The sequence below is a fragment of the Streptococcus suis genome, assembly GCF_019794555.1.
Taxonomy (GTDB): Bacteria; Bacillota; Bacilli; order Lactobacillales; family Streptococcaceae; genus Streptococcus; species Streptococcus suis_AB.
Genome location: NZ_JAIMEP010000019.1, coordinates 1603 through 27894, shown reverse-complemented (window position 1 = coordinate 27894; position 26292 = coordinate 1603). Strand labels below are relative to the sequence as shown.

Below are 26292 nucleotides of genomic sequence, written 5' to 3'. Positions count from 1 at the left end.
TTATAACTCCATATTCTGATAAATTGGCAGCAACATGGCTGCATAGATGAGAACGACCATTAAGGCCACAAAGAGAAAAACCAATGGTTGAATCAACTGCATGGCCCTATTAACGCGAGTAAAAAAATCCTCCCAACACTCTGTTGCATACACAGATAACTCACTTCCTAATTTTGATTTGACTTGCCCATACTCAATCATTAGACTCAGCTCCCGTTTGAAAAAGCCATACGTTTGGATATGAGCATGGAAACTATGCCCATCAGAAAGCGAACGCTCTAAATCTTCACCAATCTCACGAAAAAGCTGTGATTTTTGTTCCTGCATCAAGCCCACAATCTGAGGCATATCAAGTCCCTGACCAATCAAGCTTCCCCATTCCCTCGCGTAATAGGCGGTCAAATAGGTTTGGATGAGTTTTCCGAAAAATGGCAGAGCTACTAAGCGAGAAAAAGCCTTGATTTTATTTGTTCTGCGATACCAAATAAGCCCACCTAAGACAGCAAGAAAGAAAAGGCCACAAAAGGATAAAAAGATTGTTGGCAAGTGTTGAATCAATATAGTCGCAACATTTCCTTCTTCCAACTGGGGCAACAAATAGTTTTTTAGTCCCAACATTATCAATAATAAAAAGGCAAGCAAGATGATTGGATAGGTTGCTACTTCTATCAATTTTTTACGCACCTTGCTAACATTTTCAAGATAAGATTGAATATGACTTAGACTCAGACTAGTATTGCCATGAACCTCCGCCAAGGCCACCTGGGTGACAACCGCATCCGAAAAGCGTAAATCTCCCAAAAGACTTGAAAATGGCTTTCCTGCAAGAAGACCATCGGACAAAACTTGCGTGTATTGATCAGCCAAGAGTTGACTCCGTTTGAGAAAATCGACAATTTCCCCCAAGTGAAATCCACTAGCAAAAAGATTGTTAAAGAGCTCAATCACCTTACGCTGTCGAACCAAGGACAATTTTTTCTGTTTCTGCCTGCCGAGGACTGATATGTCCTGCTGCAAGAAGGCAATCAATTTGCTCGTTCCACTTGTCCGAGGAATGGTTTTGGTAGTTTCCTTTTGCAAAATCAACAACACCTCCTCCCCCTATTAATCGTTGATAGGCAATTCCTTGAAGAGCATTATTTAATTCTTCAGGACTTACACCCAGTTCTAACATGCGGGCATAGACACCAGCAACACTTCTAGCATGAACCGTTGAGAAGACCGTTGCCCCTGTCAAACTAGCTCGTATTACTGCTCGCGCAGTTTCTGCATCTCGAATTTCTCCAATAATCAGTAAATCTGGTCGATGACGAAGTGATAGTTTGATGAGATTATCATAGGTAGCACCAATTGCCTCGTTAAGCTGGAGTTGGAGCATATCTTCCTGCTTGATCTCCACTGGATCTTCTATAGTTAGAATTTGCTTATCTGGAAATTTCAATCTCGCCAGCTGGTACATGAGTGTGGTCTTGCCAGAACCGACCGGCCCCGAAAATAGATAGAGCCCTCGTCCCTTGATTTCTTGTGCAATTCTCTCCAATGCTCCAAACCAAAATTTAAGTTGTTGATCTTGATCATAGAGCAGACGAATGACCAAACTTTCTTTGCCACGATAATCACCAACCGTTGATAACCGAAGGGAAATCTCCCCTGAGCCATAATTGTAGTCACAAGAGCCTTGCTGGCTACGCCGTTTTTCACCGACATTCAAACCCGCTAAAAACTTGAAATGACTAATAATGGCTATCACCTCATCTTCAGCTAATTCTTGAATATATTCCCGTTCATCCATTACTCGATGATAGACTTGGTAGTTTTCTCCTCTTGGAATCAAATAAATATCACTGACCCTTTCGACAACTGCCTTTTCAATCATTTTTCTTGCTTTTTCTTGAATCATATAACCTCCCTACTCCATCTATTCGTAAAACATATTGATTTGTGGCATATTTATGTTAGAATAGTAAAAAAGTTGTGGAGGTTCCCATGAAAAGATTAAAAAAAGGCGACCACATACGCGTAGTCAGCCCATCTTCGTCTATTGAAAGAATTGGTGGCTTTGAGGCTAATGTAGCAGCTAAGAAAAAGTTAGAAGCACTTGGGTTCAGACTCTCTTTTTCAGAACATTATTTTGAAAATGATATCTTTGACTCAGCTCCGATTGCTAGTCGGGTTGCGGACTTAGAAGCAGCCTTTGCGGATGAGACAGTTGATGCCATTCTGACAACCATTGGTGGTTTCAACTGCAATGAATTGTTGCCCTATCTGGATTTTGATTTGATTGCACAAAATCCGAAAATTTTCTGCGGTTATTCGGATACAACTGCCCTGCTCAATGCCATCTACGCCAAGACAGGCATGCAAACTTATATGGGCCCAGCTTATTCCAGCTTTAAAATGGAGCAGGGGCAACAGTACCAAACAAGATCTTGGCTAAATGCAGTCACTCAGGATACCTATCAATTAACTCCAAGTCCTGAGTGGTCTAGCGATGCTTGGTACTTACCAGACGCCCCTCGCACCTTTTACCCAACAGAATGGAAAGTCTACAATCCGGGCCAGGCTAGCGGAACAGCTATTGGAGGAAATCTCTCTACTTTTGCGCTCTTACATGGTACTGAGTTCGTTCCGAAACCCGAAAAGTACATCTTGTTTCTTGAAGAAGCTGAAGAAGATCACTATACCGAATTTAAAAGGCATTTTGCTGCGCTCTTACAAAACTATCCCAATCCCCAAGCCGTCCTCATCGGTCGTTTTCCTAAGGAAACCAAGATGACCGAGGAGATTTTGTTGGCGATTCTGGACAAGCACCCTATTCTCAAAAAAGTTCCTGTTTTGTACGATTTGGACTTTTCCCATACCCAACCTCTCTTTACAATTACAATCGGTGGAAAGGTTGAGCTCGACACCGAAGCCTTTTCTATCAGATTCAGCTAAAAAGGATTGCTCACTAGGGCAATCCTTTTATGATTCATAGTTCACACATTTTCCTTGTCTTAGTTTGCAAGCGCGAACTCTCGGTTGTTGTACCTGTTTAGCCGCAAGTCCAGCAGGCAAATTTTCCTTCGCTTCTATCAGCATAAGGGAGTGGAACCGTTGTAAATACTCATCACACTCTTCACACCAGTACTGATCTGATTCATCCCAAAAAGCGACCATTGTCCCATTTTTACTTTTTTTCATAGGAAAACTTTCTGAAAGTTTTACCCATTCCTTCTGAAAAGCAGATAGTGCATCCTCGTAACGTTCGTACGTCACTCTACTGACAACATCTTCTTCCCATCCATCTAAGAACCACCACGGTTCAAAATCTCCATACATCTTAATAACTTGATACATCATTTAATACTTCCTTTACCGTACACATTATATCGAAATTGTATGATAAAAAAAAACATTCTGCTTGTAGGATTCCTCACAAGCCAGACAAAAAAGAAAACACACCTCAAAAATGAGATGTGCATTCTGTTTATTCAGTGGCTGCAAGTTTTGCTTCTTCAGCAAGTTCTTCTGCTACTGTATCTTCAATGATTTCAACTTCATTGATGGCTTGTGGTTCAAGATTACGGTAGCGGGCCATACCTGTACCTGCTGGGATAATCTTACCGATAATAACGTTCTCTTTCAAACCGAGAAGGTTATCACGTTTACCACGAATGGCTGCATCAGTAAGGACACGAGTTGTTTCCTGGAAGGATGCGGCAGACAAGAATGAGTTGGTTTCAAGGGACGCTTTTGTGATACCCATAAGAACTGGACGAGCTGTTGCTGGAACACCACCAGCGATAACCACGTCAGCATTGGCATCTGTAAAGTCTGCAATATCCATGAGTGTACCCATAAGCAGATCTGTATCGCCTGGATCCATGACACGAACTTTACGAAGCATTTGGCGAACCATTACCTCAATGTGCTTGTCACCGATTTCTACACCCTGGCTACGGTAAACTTTTTGAACTTCAGAAAGAAGGTACGTTTCAACTGCCAAGACATCACGGACTTCAAGCAAGCGTTTTGGTTGGATAGAACCTTCAGTGAGGGCGCTACCTCTCGCAACTTGATCACCAACTTCAACTTTCATGCGGGCTGTAAATGGTACCACGTATTCGCCTTCGCCAGTTTTACCTTTAACAAAGACTTTCTTGGTACGAGTAGAAGCATCTTCTTCAATAGCGATAACTTCACCTTTAACCTCAGTGATAACCGCTTCCCCTTTCGGATTGCGCGCCTCAAAGATTTCTTGGACACGAGGAAGACCCTGAGTGATATCGCTGTTTGAGGCTACACCACCCGTGTGGAAGGTACGCATTGTAAGCTGTGTACCAGGTTCACCGATAGATTGGGCTGCAATCGTACCAACTGCTTCACCCACTTCAACCGCATCACCTGTCGCCAAGTTGATACCGTAACAATGACGGCAGACACCGTGACGAGTGTTACATGTAAATACGCTACGGATGGTTACTTGTTCAACACCTGCATTGACAATTTCACGGGCAATATCTTCCGTAATCAATTGATTTGGACCAATGATAACGGCACCTGTTTCAGGATGTTTAACAGTTTTCTTAGTGTAACGACCTTGCAAACGCTCTTCAAGCGGCTCGATCATTTCCTTGCCATCTGTGATAGAACGGATGTCAAGACCACGGTCTGTTCCACAGTCGTCTTCACGGATAATAACGTCTTGGGCAACGTCAACCAAACGACGAGTCAAGTAACCTGAGTCGGCTGTCTTCAAGGCCGTATCCGTCATACCCTTACGGGCACCGTGAGTTGAGAAGAACATTTCCAATACAGAAAGACCTTCACGGAAGTTAGACAAGATAGGCAATTCCATGATACGTCCGTTCGGAGCTGACATCAGACCACGCATACCGGCCAACTGGGAGAAGTTGGAAATGTTACCACGGGCACCAGAGTCCATCATCATAACGATTGGGTTCTTCGGATCTTGTTTTTCAACCAGACGTTTTTCCAATTTTTCCTTAGCTGAACGCCATTCATCTGTAACAGCTGCATAACGCTCATCGTCAGTAATCATACCACGACGGAATTGTTTCTTGATTTGTTCTACACGTTCGTGAGATTCTTCAATGATTTCAGCCTTGTTGTCGATGACCGGAATATCGGCAATACCCACTGTCAAACCAGCAAGTGTTGAGTGATAGTAACCCAAGTCTTTCAAACGGTCAAGCAGGGCTGATGTTTCAGTTGTGCGGAAACGCTTGAAGATTTCAGCGATGATATTACCAAGATTTTTCTTCTTGAATGGTGGGTTGATTGGCAATTCTGCAATAGCAGCCTTGATATCTGATCCTGGTTCCAAGAAGTATTTATCTGGAGTTCCTTCTGTCAAGTTAGCATTATTTGGCTCTTGCAAGTATGGAAGTCCTTCTGGCATAATCGCGTTGAACAAGATTTTTCCGACAGTTGTCATCATGACCTTGTGTTTTTGGTTATCTTTCCAAGGTTTATCAAGGCTATCTGTTGCGATACCAACACGAGTATGCAAGTGAACATAGCCATTGCGGTAAGCCATAACAGCCTCATCCGCATCCTTGAAGACCATACCTTCACCTTCACGACCAGCATCTTCCATGGTCAAGTAGTAGTTACCCAAAACCATATCCTGAGATGGTGTTACGACTGGTTTACCATCTTTAGGGTTAAGGATGTGTTCTGCCGCAAGCATAAGGATACGTGCTTCTGCTTGTGCTTCTTCTGACAATGGAACGTGAATCGCCATCTGGTCACCGTCAAAGTCGGCGTTGTAGGCTTCACAGACAAGCGGGTGCAAACGAAGGGCTTTACCGTCGATCAGAACTGGCTCAAAAGCCTGAATACCCAAACGGTGAAGGGTAGGTGCCCGGTTCAAAAGAACTGGGTGTTCTTTAATCACTTCTTCCAAGATATCCCAAATACGGTCATCCCCACGTTCAATCAAACGTTTTGCAGCTTTTACGTTACCAGCAATATCACGGGCAACGATTTCGCGCATGACAAACGGTTTGAAGAGCTCAATAGCCATTTCACGTGGTACACCACATTGGTACATTTTAAGCGTTGGACCAACGGCGATAACGGAACGTCCTGAGAAGTCAACACGCTTACCAAGCAAGTTTTGACGGAAACGTCCTTGCTTACCTTTAAGCATGTGGCTGAGTGATTTGAGTGGACGGCTACCTGGTCCTGTAATTGGACGACCACGGCGACCGTTGTCAATCAAAGCATCCACAGCTTCTTGAAGCATCCGTTTTTCGTTTTGTACGATAATTCCTGGAGCGTTAAGTTCCAAAAGACGAGCCAAACGGTTGTTACGGTTGATAACACGGCGATATAATTCATTCAAATCAGATGCAGCAAAACGACCACCATCCAACTGAACCATCGGACGCAAATCTGGTGGAATAACTGGCAAGATATTGAGAATCATCCACTCAGGTTTATTTCCAGATTTGTAGAAAGCATCCAATACATCCAAACGACGCACTGCTTTAATCCGTTTTTGTCCAGTAGCCGTCTTTAACTCTTCTTTCAACGCTGCGATTTCTTTTGGAAGATCAACTTGTTTCAAGAGGTCCTGGATGGCTTCTGCACCCATTTTGGCAACGAATGAACCATAACCATATTCACGCAAACGCTCACGGTATTCGCGCTCAGTCATGATTGACTTGTGCTCAAGCGGTGTATCTTTTGGATCAATCACCACATAAGCTGCGAAGTAGATAACTTCTTCCAAAGCACGTGGGCTCATATCCAAGGTCAAGCCCATACGACTTGGAATCCCTTTGAAATACCAAATGTGTGAAATTGGTGCTTTCAACTCAATGTGTCCCATACGTTCACGACGTACTTTTGCACGAGTCACTTCAACACCACAGCGGTCACAAGTAATCCCTTTATAACGGATACGCTTGTATTTACCACATGAACACTCCCAGTCTTTTGTTGGACCAAAGATGACTTCGTCAAAGAGTCCATCACGTTCTGGTTTAAGTGTACGATAGTTGATTGTTTCAGGTTTTTTAACCTCACCGTAAGACCATGAACGAACCTTACTTGGTGAAGCTAACGTGATTTGCATACTTTTAAATCGATTTACGTCAACCACTAATAATCCCTTTCTTTTCTTGTGAGAGGCTGGATTCCCATACCTCAAATTCTTGAACAATAATCAGCAGAATGGGTAGCTGGTAAGCTATTTTTCTATAAATCAGACGGAGGAAGACCGTTGGTCCTTATCTCTTTCAGTTCTGAGATTTGGACCAACTTGTTCCATCCATTCTAATTATTCTTTGCCTTCTGCTTCTTCTGCTGCAAAGGCTGCGGCTGCGTCAGCTGCGGCTTTTGCACGTGCTTTTTCAAGATCATCTACGTGGATGATGTCATCATCTTCACCTTCATCAAGGTCACGCAATTCTACTTCATTGTTGTCTTCATCAAGGACACGCATATCCAAACCAAGTGATTGCAATTCTTTGACAAGAACGCGGAATGATTCTGGAACACCTGGTTTTGGAATTGGTTTACCTTTGGTGATGGCTTCATAGGCTTTAAGACGGCCTGTCACATCATCTGACTTGTAAGTCAAGATTTCTTGAAGGACGTTAGAAGCACCGTAGGCTTCAAGGGCCCAAACCTCCATCTCACCGAAACGCTGACCACCAAACTGAGCCTTACCTCCGAGTGGCTGTTGGGTAACGAGTGAGTATGGTCCGACTGAACGGGCGTGAAGCTTGTCGTCAACCATGTGGTGAAGCTTGATCATGTACATGACACCGACAGATACACGGTTATCAAATGGCTCACCTGTACGTCCATCGTAAAGAATGGTTTTGGCATCTGAATCCATACCTGCTTCTTTAACAGTTGACCAGAGGTCTTCTGAACTTGCACCATCGAAAACTGGTGTTGCGATATGAATACCCAAGTTGCGAGCCGCCATACCCAAGTGAAGTTCCATAACCTGACCGATGTTCATACGTGATGGCACCCCGAGTGGGTTCAACATGATGTCAACTGGTGTTCCGTCTGGAAGATATGGCATATCCTCAACAGGTACAATACGTGAAACGACACCCTTGTTACCGTGACGACCGGCCATCTTATCTCCGACCTTGATCTTACGTTTTTGAGCGATGTAAACACGAACCAACATGTTAACACCTGATTGCAATTCATCACCGTTGGCACGGGTAAAGATTTTCACATCACGAACGACACCATCGGCACCGTGAGGTACACGAAGAGAAGTATCACGTACTTCACGTGACTTGTCACCGAAGATTGCATGCAAGAGGCGCTCTTCAGCAGAAAGATCTTTTTCACCTTTTGGTGTGACTTTACCAACAAGAATGTCGCCTTCTTTAACTTCAGCACCGATACGGATAATCCCCATTTCATCCAAGTTGCGAAGAGCATCTTCACCAACGTTTGGAATTTCGCGAGTAATTTCTTCAGGGCCTAACTTAGTATCACGTGTTTCTGATTCGTATTCTTCCAAGTGAACAGATGTGTACACATCGTCCTTTACAAGGCGTTCAGACATGATAACCGCGTCCTCGAAGTTGTAACCTTCCCACGTCATGTAGGCAACGATAGGGTTTTGACCAAGAGCCATTTCCCCATTTTCCATGGAAGGTCCATCTGCGATAAAGTCGCCTTTTTCTACGATGTCGCCCAATTTTACAAGGGTACGTTGGTTGTAGGCAGTACCCGAGTTTGAACGACGGAATTTAGAAATGTGGTAGACATCAAGCGATCCATCTTCACGACGCACTTCTACCTTGTCCGCATCTGCGTAAACAACCTTACCATCGTGTTGAGCGATGATTGCCGCACCTGAGTCGTGGGCAGCCTGGTATTCCATACCAGTACCAACGTAAGGTGCTTTTGGATCAATCAATGGAACAGCCTGACGTTGCATGTTGGCACCCATGAGGGCACGGTTGGAGTCATCGTTTTCCAAGAAAGGAATACATGCTGTCGCAACGGCAACTACCTGCTTAGGTGAAACGTCCATGAAATCTGCTGAATCTGCTGGGAACTCTTGGTTGTTACCTTGGTGACGTCCCATAACAATCTTATCAACGAAACGGTTGTTTTCATCAAGTGGTGAAGTTGATTGTGCTACGATGTAGGCATCTTCTTCATCCGCTGTCAACCAAACGATTTCGTTCGTTACTGTACCAGTTGCACGGTCGATCTTGCGGTATGGTGTTTGGATGAAACCATACTTGTTAAGGTGTCCGTAAGAAGACAAGTTGTTAATCAAACCGATGTTTGGTCCCTCAGGCGTTTCAATCGGACACATACGACCATAGTGAGTGTAGTGAACGTCTCGAACCTCATAACCAGCACGGTCACGAGTCAAACCACCAGGTCCCAAGGCTGATAAACGGCGTTTGTGAGACAACTCAGAAAGTGGGTTGTGTTGGTCCATGAACTGTGACAACTGAGATGAACCAAAGAATTCTTTGATTGCGGCTGTAACAGGACGGATATTGATGATTTGTTGTGGCGTCAATACTTCATTGTCTTGAACCGACATACGCTCACGCAAGTTACGTTCCATACGAGTCAAACCGATACGTACTTGGTTAGCAAGCAATTCACCAACGGCACGAATACGACGGTTACCCAAGTGGTCAATATCATCTACACGACCAAGACCCTCAGCCAAGTTGAGGAAGTAGCTCATTTCAGCCAAGATGTCCGCAGGTGTTACTGTACGTACGTTTTCTGCTGGATTCGCATTACCAATCACCGTCACAACACGTTCTGGATCCTTAGGAGCTACAATCTTGAATTTCTGCAAAAGAACTGGCTCAAGAAGAACAGCATTGTCATTTGGAATATATTCTACCAAGTTGAGCTCATCGAATTGTGCTTCTACTTTTTCAAGCACATCACGACTCAATACAGTACCAGCTTCCAAGACGATTTCGCCTGTCTCACCGTTAATCACATGCTCAGCAAGTGTTTGGTTGAGCAAACGAGTACGAAGGTTGAGTTTTTTATTGATTTTATAACGACCAACAGGTGCCAAGTCGTAACGACGTGGATCAAAGAAACGAGCTGTTAAAAGGCTACGAGAGCTTTCAGCTGTCTTTGGTTCACCTGGACGAAGGCGCTCATAGATTTCCTTAAGTGCTTCATCTGTACGAGAATCTGCTGGGTTTTTATGAATATCTTTTTCGATGGTATTGCGAACCAATTCGCTATCACCGAAGATGTCAAAGATTTCATCATCGCCTGAGAAACCAAGCGCACGAACAAGTGTTGTGAATGGAATCTTACGCGTACGGTCAATACGAGTGTAGGCAATGTCTTTTGAATCTGTTTCCAATTCCAACCAAGCTCCACGGTTAGGGATAACCGTTGAACCATAACCTACTTTACCGTTCTTATCTACTTTATCATTGAAGTAGACACCTGGTGAACGAACCAACTGAGAAACGATGATACGCTCTGCACCGTTGATGATGAAGGTACCCATTTCAGTCATGATTGGAAACTCACCGAAGAAGACTTCTTGCGTCTTGATCTCGCCAGTTTCTTTATTCACCAGACGGAAAGTTACATAAATTGGAGCTGAGTAGTTCGCATCATGCGCACGCGCCTCTTCCAATGTGTATTTAGGCTCTTTCAATTCATAACCAACGAATTCCAATTCCATGGTATCCGTAAAGTTTGAAACTGGAAGTACATCTTCAAAGACTTCTTTCAAACCATAATCTAAAAAGTCTTGGAAAGAGTCCGTTTGGATTTCAATCAAATTTGGTAAATCAAGAACTTCCTTGATTCTTGAAAAACTACGACGGGTACGGTGCTTACCGTACTGAACTTCATGTCCTGCCAAGTTAATTCTCCTCTATTTTTCTATTGATTTTTCTGCAAAATCAAACACATTTGCCTTTTGTTAGAATTTTTAGAATCTTTAAGAATAGGTGACAATTCTCAAAAAACTTCTTCATAGACACAAAAAGAGCAGCTAAATCTTCCTTTTAAAAAGTGTGATTTAACTGCTGCAAGCCTTGCTTGGACAATATTTCAAACAAGACACACGACAAATAATTTATACAATTATAGCACAAGAACTAGAATAAATCAACTATCTACTTTCTCCTTATTCCCCTTGTTGGATAGGGTAATAAGACTCCTGGCTACTTCCAGATTCTCTTGAAATCATTCTAGTTTATCTAGAATTACTACTTGATGTAGTTGTTGATCTTGATGAACTTGTGGTTGTACCATTCGTTGAACCAAACACAGTTGCCCAAGCTTTTGAATAATCACTCTCTGTACCACCAACCATAAATTTGTAGCTAGTAACAGGTGCGCCATTCTTCGCCCAATAACTCGTTGTCAAGGCGCCACTTACCGTAAATTGGCGACCATTTACTTGCGTTGTTCCCGGACGTTGACCTGTGGAAGCAACTACACTGGAGGAGATGACACTTTTATCAAGTTCAAATTTCCCTGCAAACATATTTGAATCAACATTATATAACGCATCTACCATGTATGCAACATATTGAGAATTATTGTGGTATCCCGTCCAAACATACATTTCTGAATTATCATCATTACCAGCCCATGTTCCTAATGTAACTTTTGGAGTTGATAACATTAGCCAGACATCGTTTACCTCATTACTAGTTCCTGTTTTACCAACAAAATCTGAAGTAGCAGCTTGTGGATTCAAACTATTTAGTCGACTCTTAAATGTAGTAGTATATCCAGAATTAACTACTTGCCTCAACAATTGGTTCATGATGCTTGCAGTCGCTTTTGAGTATACTTGAACAGGTGCCGCCTCATGCTGATACACTACTGTTCCATCTGTAGCTGTGATATTTTCAACAATGTAGTGTTTATTATAAACACCCCCATTGGCCAACGTCTGATAGGCGTTGGTATTCGTCAATACAGAGATTTCAACCCCTCCGCCCAACGGTACACTTTCAATATCATACATCGGAATATGATAGTTCATCTTTTCCATATATTCCTTGGCGTTAACACCTGCATTTTGAATCATCTTGTAGGTCCAGAATGCAGGAATGTTTACAGACATATCAATAGCCGTCTGTAAATTCATCATTCCTGTACCTTTACTAGTACCATACATAATTGGTTGACCACTTGAAAAATTGGTTGGGTAATTTGACAAAATACTAGCCGATCCAATCAACCCTTGATCAATTGCAATACCATATGCAAGCAGTGGTTTAATTGTCGAAGCTGGTGAGCGAAGTGTATCAAATGCATGATTGTTTTGATTGCTATCATAATCTCGTCCACCAACAAAGCCTAAAATCGCCCCTGTTGTATTATCCAATAAGACACTTCCAGTCTCAACATATGTATTACCATCATCTAATACACTACCATAGTTTGCGACAACGGATTGCATTGTATCGTAAATCGTCTTATTTACAGTGCTTTTTACAGTATATCCGCCCTGACTAAGTTCGATCCTTGCTTTTTCTTCATACTCTGTCCGAATATCATCATTTTTCAAATCATTTTCAGAAACATTGTCACGTTTGACCAAATAATCAAACATAACCTGCTCTGCCTCTTCCATGACCTCGTAATAAAGATAGTCTTTTGTATCCTTCGTTACGGGTGCAGGCGCCTTGAAATCCTGAGTGATATCGTATGCTTTATATGTTTCGTAGTCTTCTTTTGACAGAAAACTTGCCCTGTACATATTGAATAAAACATCCTGATATCGCTCCAGACCATAAACCATATCTTCGTCTGGCTTTCTAGTTCCATCTGAAGCATACGGTGAATAAACAATCGGACTTTGAGGCAATCCAGCGATGAATGCCGCTTGAGGAACTGTCAAGTCTTTTGCAGATTTTCCAAAAATACCCTGAGCAGCTTCTTCAACCCCAGCTATATTTTTCCCTTGATTATTTCTACCAAAGGGAGCCACATTGAGGTAGGTCGTTAAAATTTCCTCTTTACTCATATTACGTTCTAAGGCTAACGCAGCCACAATCTCGTTTGCTTTACGAGTAAAAGTTGGCGCATCCCCTACTAACTGCTGTTTTATCAGCTGTTGCGTTAATGTCGAACCACCTGTAGATGATCCTAGTCCCACAGAACCTAATGCTGCGCGCAACACTGCCTTAGGAACAATCCCATTATGACTTTCAAAAGTTACGTCTTCTGTAGCAATAACTGCTTGTTTTAAGTATTCAGAAATATCATCTGTGCCAATCGGAATTCGTAGCAAATCTGAATTTACTTCTGAAATAAGAGTACCATCTGAATAGACGAGTTTAGACACGCTACTGACATTTGAAACTTCCTTTAACAATTCCTCTGTCTTTGGAACTTCAACTTTGTCGAAAAGACTTACAACAAAACCAACCCCAATACCTGCTCCTAAAATCCCAAAGAGAAGTATTAATACTGTAACTGAGTTCAATAAGAGCTTCAGTGAACGGAGAAGTACTCCTACTAGATCACCTAAATTGAGGACACTATTTTTCTTTTGATTATCTTGTTTTTCTGATTTAGTCGCCATAGTAACTCCTTATCATACCATTATACCAAAATATGTTTATTTTCCGCAATTTCATGGTATAATAGGAGGGAATTTTTTAATACAAAGTTCGACCCAAATACTTTAAAATATGACTTGGGTCTAACTATTCAATCAAAAGGAGACAGCCTACATGAACATTTTTGAAGAACTGAAAGCTCGCGGCCTGGTCTTTCAAACGACAGACGAAGAAGCCTTGGTAAAAGCATTGACAGAAGGGCAAGTATCCTATTATTCTGGCTACGACCCAACTGCCGACAGCCTGCATTTGGGGCATTTGGTGCCAATCCTCGTCTGCCGTCACTTGCAATTAGCAGGGCACAAACCTTACGCTCTAGTTGGTGGAGCTACTGGTCTGATTGGCGACCCTTCCTTCAAGGATGCGGAGCGGAGCTTGCAAACCAAAGATACAGTAGACGGTTGGGTAACAAAGATCCAAGGTCAGCTCTCTCGCTTCTTGGATTTTGAAAATGGTGATAACAAGGCCGAAATGGTCAATAACTACGACTGGTTCTCAGATATTAGCTTCATTGACTTCCTTCGTGATGTCGGTAAATACTTCACTGTCAACTACATGATGAGCAAAGATTCTGTAAAAAAACGGATTGAAACAGGAATTTCTTACACTGAATTTGCCTACCAAATCATGCAAGGGTATGATTTCTATGAGTTGAATGATAAGCATAATGTTACATTGCAAATTGGTGGTTCAGATCAATGGGGCAATATGACCGCCGGCACGGAATTGCTACGTCGCAAAGCTGATAGAACTGGTCACGTGATGACTGTTCCTCTCATTACCGACTCAACCGGTAAGAAGTTTGGTAAGTCGGAAGGTAACGCTGTTTGGCTTGATGCCGACAAGACTTCACCGTATGAAATGTACCAATTCTGGCTCAATGTCATGGACGACGATGCCGTTCGTTTCTTGAAAATCTTTACTTTCTTGTCACTTGATGAGATTGCTGAGATTGAAGAAAAATTTGACGCTGCCCGTCATGAACGCCTAGCTCAGAAGATTTTGGCTAAGGAAGTCGTGACATTGGTCCACGGTGAAGACGCCTATAACCAAGCACTTAACATCACCGAGCAATTGTTCGCTGGCAACATCAAAAACCTATCCGCAAAAGAACTTAAACAGGGCCTCAGCAACGTTCCAAACTACGCTGTACAGGCTGAAGACAACCTTAACATCGTTGAACTCTTGGTTACCTCTGGTATTGTTAACTCAAAACGCCAAGCTCGTGAAGATGTAGCAAATGGTGCCATCTATGTCAACGGTGAGCGTGTGCAAGACTTAGACTACAGTCTTTCTGACAGCGACAAGATTGACGGCGAGTTGACCGTTATCCGTCGTGGAAAGAAGAAATATTCTGTATTGACTTATTAACATTTTTCAAGGAAATCCTATGTGATTTCCTTTTCTGCTAACCTAGGAGAAATGACATGACCTGCATTTTTTGCCACCAACTCAAAGAAGAAGATAATCTCTACCATACGGAACATTTCAAGGTCGTCTGGGATATTGACCCTGTCCAAACGGGGCATCTACTGATTATCAGCAAGGAACACTATGACACGCTCAGCCAAATCCCTCCTGCTGTTCGCTATGAACTATCGGACTTGGAAGTCTTGTTGACTAATAAACTCTGTCAAGCATTGACAATTGACGGTGTGACCATAGCCTGCAACGATCGCTTGTTTGATGCTGGCACCCATTTCCATGTCCACCTGATTCCACGCTTTCGATCAGACGGCTTCTGGGACCAAATTTCACTTGCACAAGTACAACTGGATTTGACTCATTTTCTCAAAGCATTATAAAAAGCAGCCCGACGGCTGCTTTTACTCCTACACTAATTCTACCACCTCATAGACAGTATCTTCCAAGGCTTCTTTATAACGCTCCAAGCTGTGTTCCACAGAAGTTTGTACTTCTGCTAACTGCTGATCCAACTGGATTGATACCTCATCTACCCCATCCATTTCCAAGAAATGATTGGTCACATGCTTCACACAGTTTTGACAAGATAAATTTTTCAATTTCAAGGTTTGTTTCATGATTTTTCTCCTTTTGTATGATGACCACAAGTACATTGACCTGGCAGACACTGACAGACAATACTCTCAGGTGCCGTCTTTTGTAACTGCGAGATTTTGCTGGCGATATTCTCAAGGCTTTTTTGGGAAAATATCCCTGTGTCCAGCAGCTTTTCAACCAGTTGCCCCTGCTTCGTAGAGCATATGGTAGCCAATAAGAGCTCCACCTGCCCCTGCAAATGTTCCTCTTCACTAATCAGCGGATAATAGTGATACTTGCTTGTTTCCTTGGCCATACGCAAATAGTTTTTATTCCGCAGCCGCCCCAAAAGTGTCTTAATGGTCGTCGCCTGCCAATCAAATCCCTCCTGCAAGGCCTGAATAATTTCCTGAGAAGTCGTTCCCGGCTGTGCCCACAGAACCCGCATCACCTGCCACTCTGCAGCTGAAATAGCTTGCTCCACAATCTCACCTCCATGAATCTATTTCTACAATTTCAGTTTACAACTGTAGTCAAAAAATGTCAAGAAGAAAGACTGAACCGCTCGTCCAGTCTTTTTTCTCTTAATGAGCCAGCATTTCCTGACCAATTTCCAAACCAGTCAAACCAACAGGGTAGTATGTCGGCCAGTTTTCCAATTCTTCCAAAAGCTTATCTTGACTCTCTCCACCAAAGTAGATATGGAAGTGACCGGTTTTTACTGGTGCAATATTGTGATCGCTAAATTGAACATACTTGTAGTTTCCAGCATTTGCATCTGTTGCCTCAAACAAGAAACGAACGCCACGATTTCCTTTTTTGTAAGTCAAAATCTTATAACCCACATACTTATAAGTAAACTTCTCTTTCTTATCGCCTACCACAAATTCCATGGAATTATCTGTAATGTTAATTTGATCAACATCCGTTTTGTACCCGGTATCATAATATGCCTTATACTCATCAGCTGTCATATCGCCTTTCAGTTTAGCCTTATAATCCCAAACTTGATCTAAGGTCCCATCAAGCAAATATGGATAAACAGATTGCCATTCGCCTGCATAGTCTGAGAGTGTGCGATCTTTTACAGCACTGTCTTCAAAATACCCATTATAGACCGTTTGTGCAGTCTCAGCCCCATCCTCTGGCAAAATTTCAGAACCAGCTTGAGAAGTTGTTTTTTCAAGGGCAGTCAGATTATCTTCCATAACAGAAATATAATCCTTACCATTTTTCATATCTTCATCTGTCAAACTTTCAAGAGGATTCAGAACATCCAGCTGAACACCTGTTTCATTTGCGAGTGTTTCAGCAACAGATTTCGACGCATTTTCTTCAAAGTATATATACTTGATTCCATATTTGTTGATATAGTCGGTCAATTCGGCTAACCGCGAAGGGGTAGGATCTTCATCCGCAGCAACACCTGTGATTGAAACTTGTTTCAAACCATAATCTAAAGCCAAATAAGCAAAAGCTGTATGTTGTGTAACAAAATACTTCTGTTTAGCGGCAGATAATACCTCAGAATATTTAGCATCCAAAGCATCTAATTTCTCAATATAGGCTGCCGCATTTGTTTCAAAAGTATCTTTCTTTTCTGGGTATTTAGCTACCAAACTATCACGAATAGTTTCTACAAGAGTAATTGCACGTGCAGGAGACAACCATACATGCGGATCATAAGCATGACTATGCCCCTCCTCACTATGGTCGTGACCTTCATGTTCCTCCTCACCGCCAGGCAAAAGCAACATCCCCTCCGTCGCACTAATCACGTTAACCTTTGTTGTATCAAGTGATTTTTCAACATCATGGACCCATGTTTCCATATTTTCATTTTCGTAAACAAAAACATCAGCTTCTTGAATACGAGCAATATCTTTTGCTGAGGGTTCATAATCATGAACTTCTGTTCCAGCCTTAACCAACAGATCAACATTTGCCTCATCACCTGCCACCTGCTTGGTGAACTCATAAACAGGATAGAAGGTTGTTACAATATTTAGCTTCCCATCTTCAGAAGCTGTGCTATTGCCACAAGCTCCGAAAAGCAAAGCTGAAATAGACACGAATAGCAATCCAACTTTTTTCATCATAACTCCTTATTTTCTAAATTTTTGAACAACATTCACCAGTAAGAAAATACTAATGAAAATCAAGGTAATACTTGCACTTGCCGGGGTTTCTGCATAATAGGATGTCATCAATCCTGTCACCATTCCTAAAAAGCCAATTGCCATCCCCGTAAAGATAACAGCTTTAAAACTCTTACCAAGTCGTAAGGCAATAGAAGCAGGTAGAACCATAATGGTTGAAACCAATAAAGCCCCCGCAGCAGGAATCATAAGTGCAATCGCAACACCAGTAACTACATTAAAGGCAATAGACATGGCTCTAACAGGCAATCCATCTACAAATGCGGTATCTTCATCAAAGGTAAGAATATACATAGGACGTAAAAATAACAACGTCAATAGAATGACAATCAAAGCAATCACAAATAAAGCAACGACTTGTTCTTGACTGATTGTTACAATCGAACCAAAAAGGTATTGTTCCAAACTAAGTCCAGACTTTCCTCCTGATTTATTCATAACAATCAACGAAATCGCCAAACCAGTCGACATGAGAATCGCCGTTCCGATTTCCATAAAGTTTTTATAAATAGTCCTCAAATATTCCAAAAATACAGCCGCTACAATTACAACAAGTACTGTTGAAAGAGTAGGCGAAATACCCAAAACCAAACCGAATGCAACACCAGCTAAAGAAACGTGACTGAGGGTATCTGACATTAAGCTTTGACGCCTAAGGATTAAGAAAACCCCTAGGATCGGTGAAAAGAAACTCATGGCAATAATCGCCAGAAAAGCGCGTTGCATGAAGTCATAATTAAATACAGATAAATCAAACATGGGCAACCTCCTCATCAGTTTCATGAACATTGAAACAACGCCAAGGAGACTGTTGATCACGAACCAGGTGAATATTACGATCAGCGTATTTATTCAATTCATCGGGATCGTGAGTAATCATCAATACAGATTTACCATGCTTTTTGGCTGAGTGATGCATGAGCTGGTAAAAGGCATCCTTTGTCCCTGCATCCATCCCTGTTGTCGGTTCATCCAGAATAAAAATATCTGGATCAGAGGCAAACATACGCGCAATGACAGCACGTTGCTTCTGCCCACCACTCAAGGCACCTAAGCGCTTATCCCGATGTTCCCACATTCCAACTGATTCCAAACTAATCCGAACATGTTCCTCATCATGGGCTGTCAAACGACGAAACCACCCTTGCCGAGGATAACGCCCTGATTTTACAAATTCGTAAACAGTGCTCGGAAAACCAGCATTAAAACTTGCAATTTGCTGAGGTAAATAGGCCATTCTTAACTTCTTACCTTTTATACTCTTCTCAGCAATAGAAACCCTCCCCTGTTTGGGCTTCAATATCCCCAAAGTCGCCTTAATGAGGGTTGTCTTGGCTGCGCCATTCTCACCAGTCAAAGTCACAAATTCCCCACTATCAAGATAATAATGAATATGTTCCAAAACCGGTTCTTTGTCGTAGTAAAACGACAAATCTTCCACAGTAATATATCTCATTTATTTTCTAATTTTCTCCACTAACTCATTCAAAAATCTTGCAATCAGCTCTTGTTCGTCAAGACTATAATTACCTAACAGTTCTTCATATGCTTCCAAAGTATGGGCATGATGATGCGCATGCTCCGCAGCAATAGGCTTTGCAGCCTCAGTCAGACTAAAACGAACAATACGTGCATCCTTTGAATCCTTTACTGCTACTAATAAGCCCTGAGCAACCAAAGATTTAGTAGCCTTTGTAATAGCGGCTTGACTAACATTCAGCTGCTTTGCAATTTCAGTATTAGTATACGCAGCTTTTTCAATCAGCATCAAAATATGCTCCTGCGTATTCGTCAATTTCACCGTACTTTGACAAGAACCAACCAATATTTCCAACTGGTTCTCAGAACTCAAAACAATTTCATGCAAACACTTCTCAATATCTAATGCAAATTGGCTCATAAGCACATCCTTAACCTTTTAATTAACTTGTTAAGTATATCATACTAAAAATAAAAAAACAAGAAAAAAATAAAAAAATTTAGAAGCTAACTTGTCAAAGTAAGTTCTAGTCTGACTCGAAAACTAGAAACTTGACTGAGACGAAAAAATAAGAAAATCCATACTTTGGACAAGTTAGTATCTGACAATGAAAAACAAACAACTCAAGAAATTAGTTCGTTCAGTACTAAAGAGTATTATTAAAAATGATAAATAGCGACCAAAAGTTTACCAAAAAACAAAAGAAACGCTGATAAATCAACGCTTCTTCATTATAAACTATACCGGCGGCCGATAATCAGCCGTTAAACTAAGTTAAAATAAATAACAAAAATAGGATAAAATCAAGATATTATCACTTATTACATTCTATTAAAAAACAGTTTTTCGTACAAATTTTGCACAAATCATAAGAACTCTTCCTATTCCCTAGTATGAAGAGTTTTTTCATTAAAATTATTTATCAGTTAGTTCATAACGAATGATATCTTCGACATTGCATTCCAAAATCTCACATAGCTTATCTATTGTTTTTGTAGTTATCGATTCTCCTTTTTTCATGCGATGTAAAGTATTTGCTGATATGCCCTCTATTTTTATCAAGTAATACTCTGACTTATCTTTTTTGTTTAACGTTTCATAAAACGGCTGATACGAAATCATCTGATACCTCTACATAATTTTCATATTATGTATCTAACGTATCATGCTTAACGTATTGACTATACTTAATTTATTGAGTATAATTGTGATAATGACAAAAGTGTGATGCCAAATTTTTTAATTAGAGGTTTGTTAGCAATCACAGGTCATCAAAAATTTCTGTTAAAAAACTAAGGAGATTATTATGAAATCAAAAACGATATTAACTAACTTGGCATTACTTGCCACATCTACCATGCTAATCGCCTGCTCAAACAACAGCAGTTCCATAAATGAAAAAAGCTCACCTACAACAGAGCAAACATCGAATGTTGATAGCATTGAAAACTTTATTAAAAATAATAAAGACAGAATCAACAGTTATCGTGATAATTACTATGACAGCGGTATGAGGTCACAAAATGAAAAGCTTCAAGAAGAAGCTACGAAAAAAGGTGAACAACTTTATCTTACTTCAGAGGATGTAGACCCTCGATTAACAAAATTAAAAGTAGAGATTGGTGAGTATAATCATGATACTAAACGACTTGAAGTTAAGGTGACAAATAATTACAGTGAAGATATTATTGGTACCAATGACAATAATACAGATAATAACGAATTGCGTTCAGGTTTCACCATAAAAGGTTATTTTATGGAAAGAACTGGCATCAAACCTGCCGAAACTATCATGTCTGTACAATTCATGGAAACTATCAAATCAGGGGAAACCGTTACTCTAAACATTTTAATGCCTTATTACGAAGCAGACCGTATTAGCGGTAAACAAGATTATGCAAACGCTGAAATGGATTCAAAATACAAATTGATGGATGTTGATAGCGAAAGCCGCCTAGTTTACCCAAATAACGACCAAGGACAACTTGGTATGAACGCCATGTCTAACTACAGCAATATTTTCACCGAAACTCGCCTAGTGTTTAATGATTACCCTAAAGAAGCCTACATTACGGATGAAGAAATCGTTGAATACTACAATATGATGAAAGATTAAAACTAAGCCTTGCAAATGCAGGGCTTTTCTAATACTCTCATAACATTTCTATTGAAACTGCTTGAAAATTTTATGACGCTTAATCAAGGGAATACTATATTATGCCTGTGTCTGAATATATAATCAATCAGCTAAAAAAAACGGTCTTAAAGTGAATGTCTCCTACCTTCAACCACCCAGCTAACAGTGCAGTATTGAGCTATGTTAAAGCCGAAAAATAGCCCTAGAAGTAAGGGGAGTCAATCTTTATTTCTATTGCTAAAAAGCGACTGTAATGCGAAGAAATTACGTGTTGTCATTGGAGGAATTAGCGAGAGCTGAACGCGTTAGCTTGTAGAAACGTAGACAAGCCCAGGCGCAGTCTAGTTGAAACAAGCGTACGAGCTAAGGAGGAGATGATAACAAAGGAATTTCGAGCTAGTCGCTAAATGGCGTATAGAATAAGATTACTCCCCTACTTCTGGCTATTTAAGCCTTTAACATAGGGAAATGCTCCCACGTGCTTGCACGTGCAGAAAGGAGGAAATCCGAGTAAAAACCTCGGTCTTTTTTTCTGCTGAAATTGAGTTATAATAAATTTAGACAAAGAAAATAGTAGGTTTCCGACAGATGAACGCGTAAGAAACCTACCAACTTTCTCAATCATAACTAATGTTATGTTGATTGTAGTCATTATAGCACTGCAACAGATGGAGGTCAATAAGAATCTTATTGAGTAACAAAAGTTTTGATTTTGTCTAATAAACTATAAGGAGAGCTATAATATGGCTTTAAATATCGTCGTTAACATCCAAGAGACTATCGGAAGCGTCTTTAAATTCAAAGAGTTTCGAAATAAGAAACAATTTAATACAAATGAAATTGTCGGAACTTCTATAATCATTTTCGATAGTTCCGGCAACGAACATACTGTTGTTATCGATCAACTCGCTGAGAAACTGTCTGTCCTAAACACTTTAAAAGTTTTTGATGATGTAGAATTTCAAAACCTTGAAGGAAAGGTTTATGGTACAAGTCGCGAAGATTCAACATTTGTACAACTGAAACTTTCTCTCACTGCAGACAACATCAGAAAGGTTGGATAACATGGAAAACAAAACATTTCATCAGCTACAAAGTGAAAAAATAGAGCGTGAAGCACGATTCAAAAAACGTGCTGAATTTCTAAAATCTCATCAGAAAAACTACACAAAAATGATAGCTGAACTTGCTCATATGATTATTTATATGACTGACGGAAATCCGACAGACCAAGCTATCGCTACGATTTCTAATCGAATAGCTGACGATATCGTCATGACAGCTAAACAATTCAAAAATACAGCTCGCATTTTTGAAAAAGACGGCAAGTAACTTCACAACTGTGTTGTGTCAAAAATAAATTTGTGAAGGTATATTAATCTGCATAAAAAACCTCCGTCTTATGCAGATTGATCAATGCCTCAAACGATATACCTAGCTGTGAAATTCACAGCACAATCTCTAACTTTTGTGTCAAAAAAGGAGAAAATGCATGGCAAAAAAAGATTTGTCTGAAGTGAAGACACGAAGATACATCGCTCAAGTTTCTTATGCTTATCAAAAAAATGCTGACCCCGACCTAACCGAAGAAGTCTTTCGAGAAAAAATTATCAGGTTAGTAAAAACGCTTTGCACACATGACGGAGATAAGTTTTACATCATTTTCCATGATAAAGATTTAGACGAAAATGGTGAGCTGAAGTCCCTTCATGCACACATTTACTTCGAATTTAAAAACAGCCGATTTTATAGTTCACTTTACAAAACACTAGAGATTAGTCGCGAGAAGAATCTTCAAGTGGTTAAAGATAAAGCAAAAGTCTGTCGTTACTTAACTCATAGAAATGAAAAAGATATTAACGAAGGAAAGTATCAATATGAGATTTCAGAGATAATCAGTTCAAAAAATAGTGACTATAGATTAGATATCTGCGGGAAATCTAAAAGAGCTGATAAAAAGAAGTCTGAGCAAGAAGAGGTAGATTGCTGTTTAGAGATTAGTTATCAAATTTGTGAGCAAGGTCTCTTATTAAATCAAGCTAAGGAGAAGTTATTTGAGGAATTTGATAGACTAAACGCTCAACAACTGTGGAATCGATATAAAAAGCAGTTTGAAATCAACCGTCAAGAGTATATAGATAAAGAGTTTATTCGAATGAGTAAGGGAAATCGAAATCACATCGGTCTTTATATTGAGGGCTCTGGCGGAACTGGGAAAACGACACTTGCAAGATTTCTGGCTGAAGAAAGAGATGAACACGGACAACATGCACCTTCAACAAATAAGAAGCGGTTAGACTTAGGGTCTGGGTACGACGGACAAAGGACCATTGTTATCAATGAATTTGATGCCTCATGCGGAATTTCCTTTCGTGAACTATTCCAGATTTTAGAGCCAGACGCTGTGACCCAACTCAGTTCTCGCTTCAAAGACGCTCATATCATCAATGACTTAACTATTATGACCAACTCAGATGACTTTATCGAATGGGCAGATGCTTGGTTTCCGAAAAAGAAAGAGTATCATCAACTTATGCGACGTATTCCATTCTTTGTAAAACTAGTGACTAAAAATGGTAAAACTATAGCAGAACTATATCACTATAAAGCAACAAAAGACAAAGGCGACAAGTGTAAAGAAGCCTATGAAAAAGTAAAGTCTTATAATTTAGGAAAGACTTTAGATGAAGAGCATTTGCGAAAACAAGCAAAAAGGTTGTTATCGGACATTCGCTCAGTACATCAGAAAAAAATCAAAAAAGCTACTACTTCTAAATCCTCTACCGACCAAAGTGAGAAGAGAAGTAGTAACTCGTTTGTGAGAAACAAGCAATAGAATCGTTGTTTCTATTGTAAGTATCTCATAATTTCAACAGATAGTAAAGATTGGAGTTATACTTATGGATACGATTACTGTACAACTTGAAAATATCGTTATCAAGCTACCAGACACACACTTGATTGTAGCCAAAAAAGATTATCAAAAATTACAGGAACAGGCTTACAAGGGACAGTATTGGACCTTGTCTGATGTATTGAGCCAGCTTTCAGTATCTAGGCCTTGGCTACTTGATAACGTCCTCTACAAACCTGAAATACGCTCTCAAATAGATATTGACAAAAATACAAACGGCTTTGTTAAATATCCTCAAAATAAAGGTGGACGATACTTCTTTCTTGCAAGTAAGACAAAAGAGTATTTTGAAAAAAATTTCAAAGACATTTTTAAATAAATGTGGTATGATAACCGAGATAATATCTTGGTTATCCTTTTTATAGAAAGAGGTAATCAATGTCAATTTCCTACAGCCAAAGAGGCAAGAAGAATCTATGGACTTATCGCATTTTCGATAAAACTGGAAAGCAACTCGCATCAAAAGGAGGTTTTAAAACAAAAACCGAAGCAAAACAAGAAGCAATGCCTTTAGAAAGCAAACTCATCAATGGATTAAATATCGATAAAAGTATCACGCTATACCAACTTTGGAAAAAATGGTACGAATTACATATTGTTCCCCAAGGTAAAATGCAATCAACATTAAATAAACATCTGAAACGCGGAAAACTCATCGAAGAATATTTCAACGATACACCCCTCAGAAATATTAAATCAAGTCAATATCAAGAACTCATTAACAACTACGCTAAAACAAACTGCAGAGATAATGTGTCTAGACTAAATAGTGAGGTCAAAAAAATATTAGATTTCGCAAGACAGGATAAAATAGATTTTCACGATTTTACAACTGGTGTTAATATTACAGGAAAACCTCCTCAAAAAACAAAAGAAGAAAGATATATCAATAGAAAATCTGACTATATTAAACTACTTGATTATCTATTCAAAAAAGCTGATTATAAAGAAAGTGTCATTCCTTATCTACTCTATATCCAACTTAAAACAGGCTTACGATTTGGAGAAGTTCTTGGGCTTACTTGGGATTGTATCATCTGGGAAACCAAAGAAATCTATACTTATAGACGATACGATTCTGTTAATCAAAAGTGGACTAAAGCAAAAACACCTGAATCTATTAGATATATTCCGATAGATGATGACACAATCAAAATACTTTATCGAATTCAAAAGCAACAACACCAATATATACTTTCAAATCCAGATAAAATGCTATTTGTAAACATAATACATGGAATCCCCTCTAACAAAGCTTGTAATAAACATCTACAAAGTATTTTAGAGCATTTGAATATATTTCCCCATAATATGACATGTACAGGAAATAGGCATACTTATGCTTCAATTCTCTTGTCAGAAGATATTGATATTTGGGCAATTGCAAAAAACATGGGACACAAAGATATTAAACAAATCACAGAAACATACGGACACCTTATTAAAGAAAAGGCAGAACTAGAGAATAATAAGGTTCGACAAGCCCTGCTTAAACTAAAGACTAGTTAAAGTTATAAAACTTTGTACAAATTTCGAACAAAAAACAAAGAAACGCTGATAAATCAACGTTTCTTCGCTATAAACTATACCGGCGGCCGGGGTCGAACCGGCACGTCCTTGCGGACACTGGATTTTGAGTCCAGCGCGTCTGCCAATTCCGCCACGCCGGCATATAGTTAAACTGGGGTAGCTGGATTCGAACCAACGCATGAGGGAGTCAAAGTCCCTTGCCTTACCGCTTGGCGATACCCCAATATTAAAATAGGCGAGTGAGGGGAATCGAACCCCCGAATGTCAGAGCCACAATCTGATGTGTTAACCACTTCACCACACCCGCCATAGAACACGGGCAGTAGGAATTGAACCCACACTGAAGGTTTTGGAGACCTTAGTTCTACCTTTAAACTATGCCCGTAAAGGTATGGAGAGAGAGGGATTCGAACCCCCGAACCCGAAGGAGCGGATTTACAGTCCGCCGCGTTTAGCCTCTTCGCTATCTCTCCAAAATATTAAAT

At 40.3% G+C, this 26292-nt stretch carries 22 protein-coding genes and 5 tRNA genes; 9 read left to right on the top strand and 18 right to left on the bottom strand.

Translation table 11 applies throughout. The features are described 5' to 3' along the window. On the bottom strand, positions 1–1029 hold the full coding sequence (gene comGB, locus K6V48_RS08245) for a competence type IV pilus assembly protein ComGB (protein ID WP_261311091.1): 1029 nt from the start codon (positions 1027–1029) through the stop codon (positions 1–3). After that, on the bottom strand, positions 950–1900 hold the full coding sequence (comGA, locus tag K6V48_RS08240) for a competence type IV pilus ATPase ComGA (protein WP_261311089.1): 951 nt from the start codon (positions 1898–1900) through the stop codon (positions 950–952). The genes comGB and comGA overlap by 80 nt, the downstream gene beginning before the upstream one ends. 86 nt (positions 1901–1986) lie before the next feature. Between comGA and K6V48_RS08235 the strand changes: the two genes are divergently transcribed. Beyond that, positions 1987–2937, top strand: coding sequence for a S66 family peptidase (locus tag K6V48_RS08235; protein WP_222368987.1), 951 nt, complete (start codon positions 1987–1989; stop codon positions 2935–2937). A 27-nt stretch (positions 2938–2964) separates the two neighbouring features. Here K6V48_RS08235 and K6V48_RS08230 read toward each other — a convergent pair whose 3' ends face one another. The 4 genes from K6V48_RS08230 to pbp1b form a co-directional block, all read right to left on the bottom strand. After that, positions 2965–3339 carry a DUF1033 family protein gene (locus tag K6V48_RS08230; RefSeq protein ID WP_222369000.1) on the bottom strand — a complete coding sequence of 125 codons (375 nt, stop codon included), beginning with the start codon at positions 3337–3339 and terminating at the stop codon, positions 2965–2967. Positions 3340–3469: 130 nt separating this feature from the next. Continuing rightward, a complete protein-coding gene (gene rpoC / locus K6V48_RS08225; RefSeq protein ID WP_172039399.1) occupies positions 3470–7114 on the bottom strand; it encodes a DNA-directed RNA polymerase subunit beta' in 3645 nt (1214 codons plus the stop codon). A gap of 177 nt (positions 7115–7291) precedes the next feature. Next, positions 7292–10864: a DNA-directed RNA polymerase subunit beta gene (gene rpoB / locus K6V48_RS08220; protein ID WP_002936570.1), complete on the bottom strand. Its 3573-nt coding sequence runs from the start codon at positions 10862–10864 to the stop codon at positions 7292–7294. 336 nt (positions 10865–11200) lie between these two features. Beyond that, positions 11201–13549 carry a penicillin-binding protein PBP1B gene (pbp1b, locus tag K6V48_RS08215; RefSeq protein WP_222368985.1) on the bottom strand — a complete coding sequence of 783 codons (2349 nt, stop codon included), beginning with the start codon at positions 13547–13549 and terminating at the stop codon, positions 11201–11203. 151 nt (positions 13550–13700) lie between these two features. Between pbp1b and tyrS the strand changes: the two genes are divergently transcribed. Further along, positions 13701–14957, top strand: coding sequence for a tyrosine--tRNA ligase (gene tyrS, locus K6V48_RS08210; protein ID WP_222368983.1), 1257 nt, complete (start codon positions 13701–13703; stop codon positions 14955–14957). A gap of 56 nt (positions 14958–15013) precedes the next feature. Further along, positions 15014–15391, top strand: coding sequence for an HIT family protein (locus K6V48_RS08205; RefSeq protein WP_222368981.1), 378 nt, complete (start codon positions 15014–15016; stop codon positions 15389–15391). A gap of 27 nt (positions 15392–15418) precedes the next feature. Here the strand turns inward: K6V48_RS08205 and K6V48_RS08200 are convergent, their stop codons facing one another. The 7 genes from K6V48_RS08200 to K6V48_RS08170 all read right to left on the bottom strand — a co-directional run bounded on the left by K6V48_RS08200 (position 15419) and on the right by K6V48_RS08170 (position 20348). Beyond that, positions 15419–15628 carry a heavy-metal-associated domain-containing protein gene (locus K6V48_RS08200; RefSeq protein WP_172025482.1) on the bottom strand — a complete coding sequence of 70 codons (210 nt, stop codon included), beginning with the start codon at positions 15626–15628 and terminating at the stop codon, positions 15419–15421. Further along, positions 15625–16071 (bottom strand): CopY/TcrY family copper transport repressor, encoded by a 447-nt coding sequence (locus tag K6V48_RS08195; protein WP_222368979.1) that lies wholly within the window; start codon positions 16069–16071, stop codon positions 15625–15627. Before K6V48_RS08195 ends, K6V48_RS08200 begins: the two co-directional genes overlap by 4 nt. A 100-nt stretch (positions 16072–16171) precedes the next feature. Beyond that, complete coding sequence (locus K6V48_RS08190; RefSeq protein WP_172017364.1) at positions 16172–17683, bottom strand: metal ABC transporter solute-binding protein, Zn/Mn family; 1512 nt, start codon at positions 17681–17683, stop codon at positions 16172–16174. Between the two features lie 9 nt (positions 17684–17692). Next, a complete protein-coding gene (locus K6V48_RS08185) occupies positions 17693–18505 on the bottom strand; it encodes a metal ABC transporter permease (protein ID WP_172017362.1) in 813 nt (270 codons plus the stop codon). After that, the gene (locus K6V48_RS08180; protein ID WP_222368978.1) at positions 18498–19202 is read right to left on the bottom strand and encodes a metal ABC transporter ATP-binding protein; all 705 of its coding nucleotides are present in this window, start codon (positions 19200–19202) and stop codon (positions 18498–18500) included. Before K6V48_RS08180 ends, K6V48_RS08185 begins: the two co-directional genes overlap by 8 nt. After that, the gene (locus K6V48_RS08175) at positions 19203–19646 is read right to left on the bottom strand and encodes a zinc-dependent MarR family transcriptional regulator (RefSeq protein WP_024404807.1); all 444 of its coding nucleotides are present in this window, start codon (positions 19644–19646) and stop codon (positions 19203–19205) included. Positions 19647–20141: 495 nt separating this feature from the next. Next, positions 20142–20348 (bottom strand): helix-turn-helix domain-containing protein, encoded by a 207-nt coding sequence (locus K6V48_RS08170; protein ID WP_018166159.1) that lies wholly within the window; start codon positions 20346–20348, stop codon positions 20142–20144. A 184-nt stretch (positions 20349–20532) separates the two neighbouring features. Between K6V48_RS08170 and K6V48_RS08165 the strand changes: the two genes are divergently transcribed. From K6V48_RS08165 to K6V48_RS08140, 6 genes are all read left to right on the top strand, one after another. Then, positions 20533–21342, top strand: a complete 810-nt coding sequence (locus tag K6V48_RS08165; RefSeq protein ID WP_222368975.1) for a hypothetical protein — start codon at positions 20533–20535, stop codon at positions 21340–21342. A gap of 764 nt (positions 21343–22106) precedes the next feature. Continuing rightward, positions 22107–22427, top strand: coding sequence for a hypothetical protein (locus K6V48_RS08160; protein WP_222368972.1), 321 nt, complete (start codon positions 22107–22109; stop codon positions 22425–22427). Between the two features lies 1 nt (position 22428). Then, positions 22429–22695 (top strand): hypothetical protein, encoded by a 267-nt coding sequence (locus K6V48_RS08155; protein ID WP_222368969.1) that lies wholly within the window; start codon positions 22429–22431, stop codon positions 22693–22695. Positions 22696–22855: 160 nt separating this feature from the next. Continuing rightward, on the top strand, positions 22856–24199 hold the full coding sequence (locus K6V48_RS08150) for a Rep family protein (RefSeq protein WP_222368966.1): 1344 nt from the start codon (positions 22856–22858) through the stop codon (positions 24197–24199). 64 nt (positions 24200–24263) lie between these two features. After that, positions 24264–24596 (top strand): DUF771 domain-containing protein, encoded by a 333-nt coding sequence (locus K6V48_RS08145; protein ID WP_222368963.1) that lies wholly within the window; start codon positions 24264–24266, stop codon positions 24594–24596. Between the two features lie 59 nt (positions 24597–24655). After that, complete coding sequence (locus tag K6V48_RS08140; RefSeq protein ID WP_222368961.1) at positions 24656–25786, top strand: site-specific integrase; 1131 nt, start codon at positions 24656–24658, stop codon at positions 25784–25786. Positions 25787–25863: 77 nt separating this feature from the next. Here K6V48_RS08140 and K6V48_RS08135 read toward each other — a convergent pair. The 5 genes from K6V48_RS08135 to K6V48_RS08115 all read right to left on the bottom strand — a co-directional run bounded on the left by K6V48_RS08135 (position 25864) and on the right by K6V48_RS08115 (position 26280). Next, positions 25864–25947 (bottom strand) — tRNA-Leu (locus tag K6V48_RS08135). 11 nt (positions 25948–25958) lie between these two features. Then, positions 25959–26030, bottom strand: a tRNA-Gln gene (locus tag K6V48_RS08130). An 11-nt stretch (positions 26031–26041) separates the two neighbouring features. Beyond that, positions 26042–26114: transfer RNA gene (locus tag K6V48_RS08125), tRNA-His, on the bottom strand. Positions 26115–26121: 7 nt separating this feature from the next. Then, positions 26122–26192 (bottom strand) — tRNA-Trp (locus K6V48_RS08120). Between the two features lie 7 nt (positions 26193–26199). Then, positions 26200–26280, bottom strand: a tRNA-Tyr gene (locus K6V48_RS08115). Between the last annotated feature and the right edge of the window lie 12 nt (positions 26281–26292).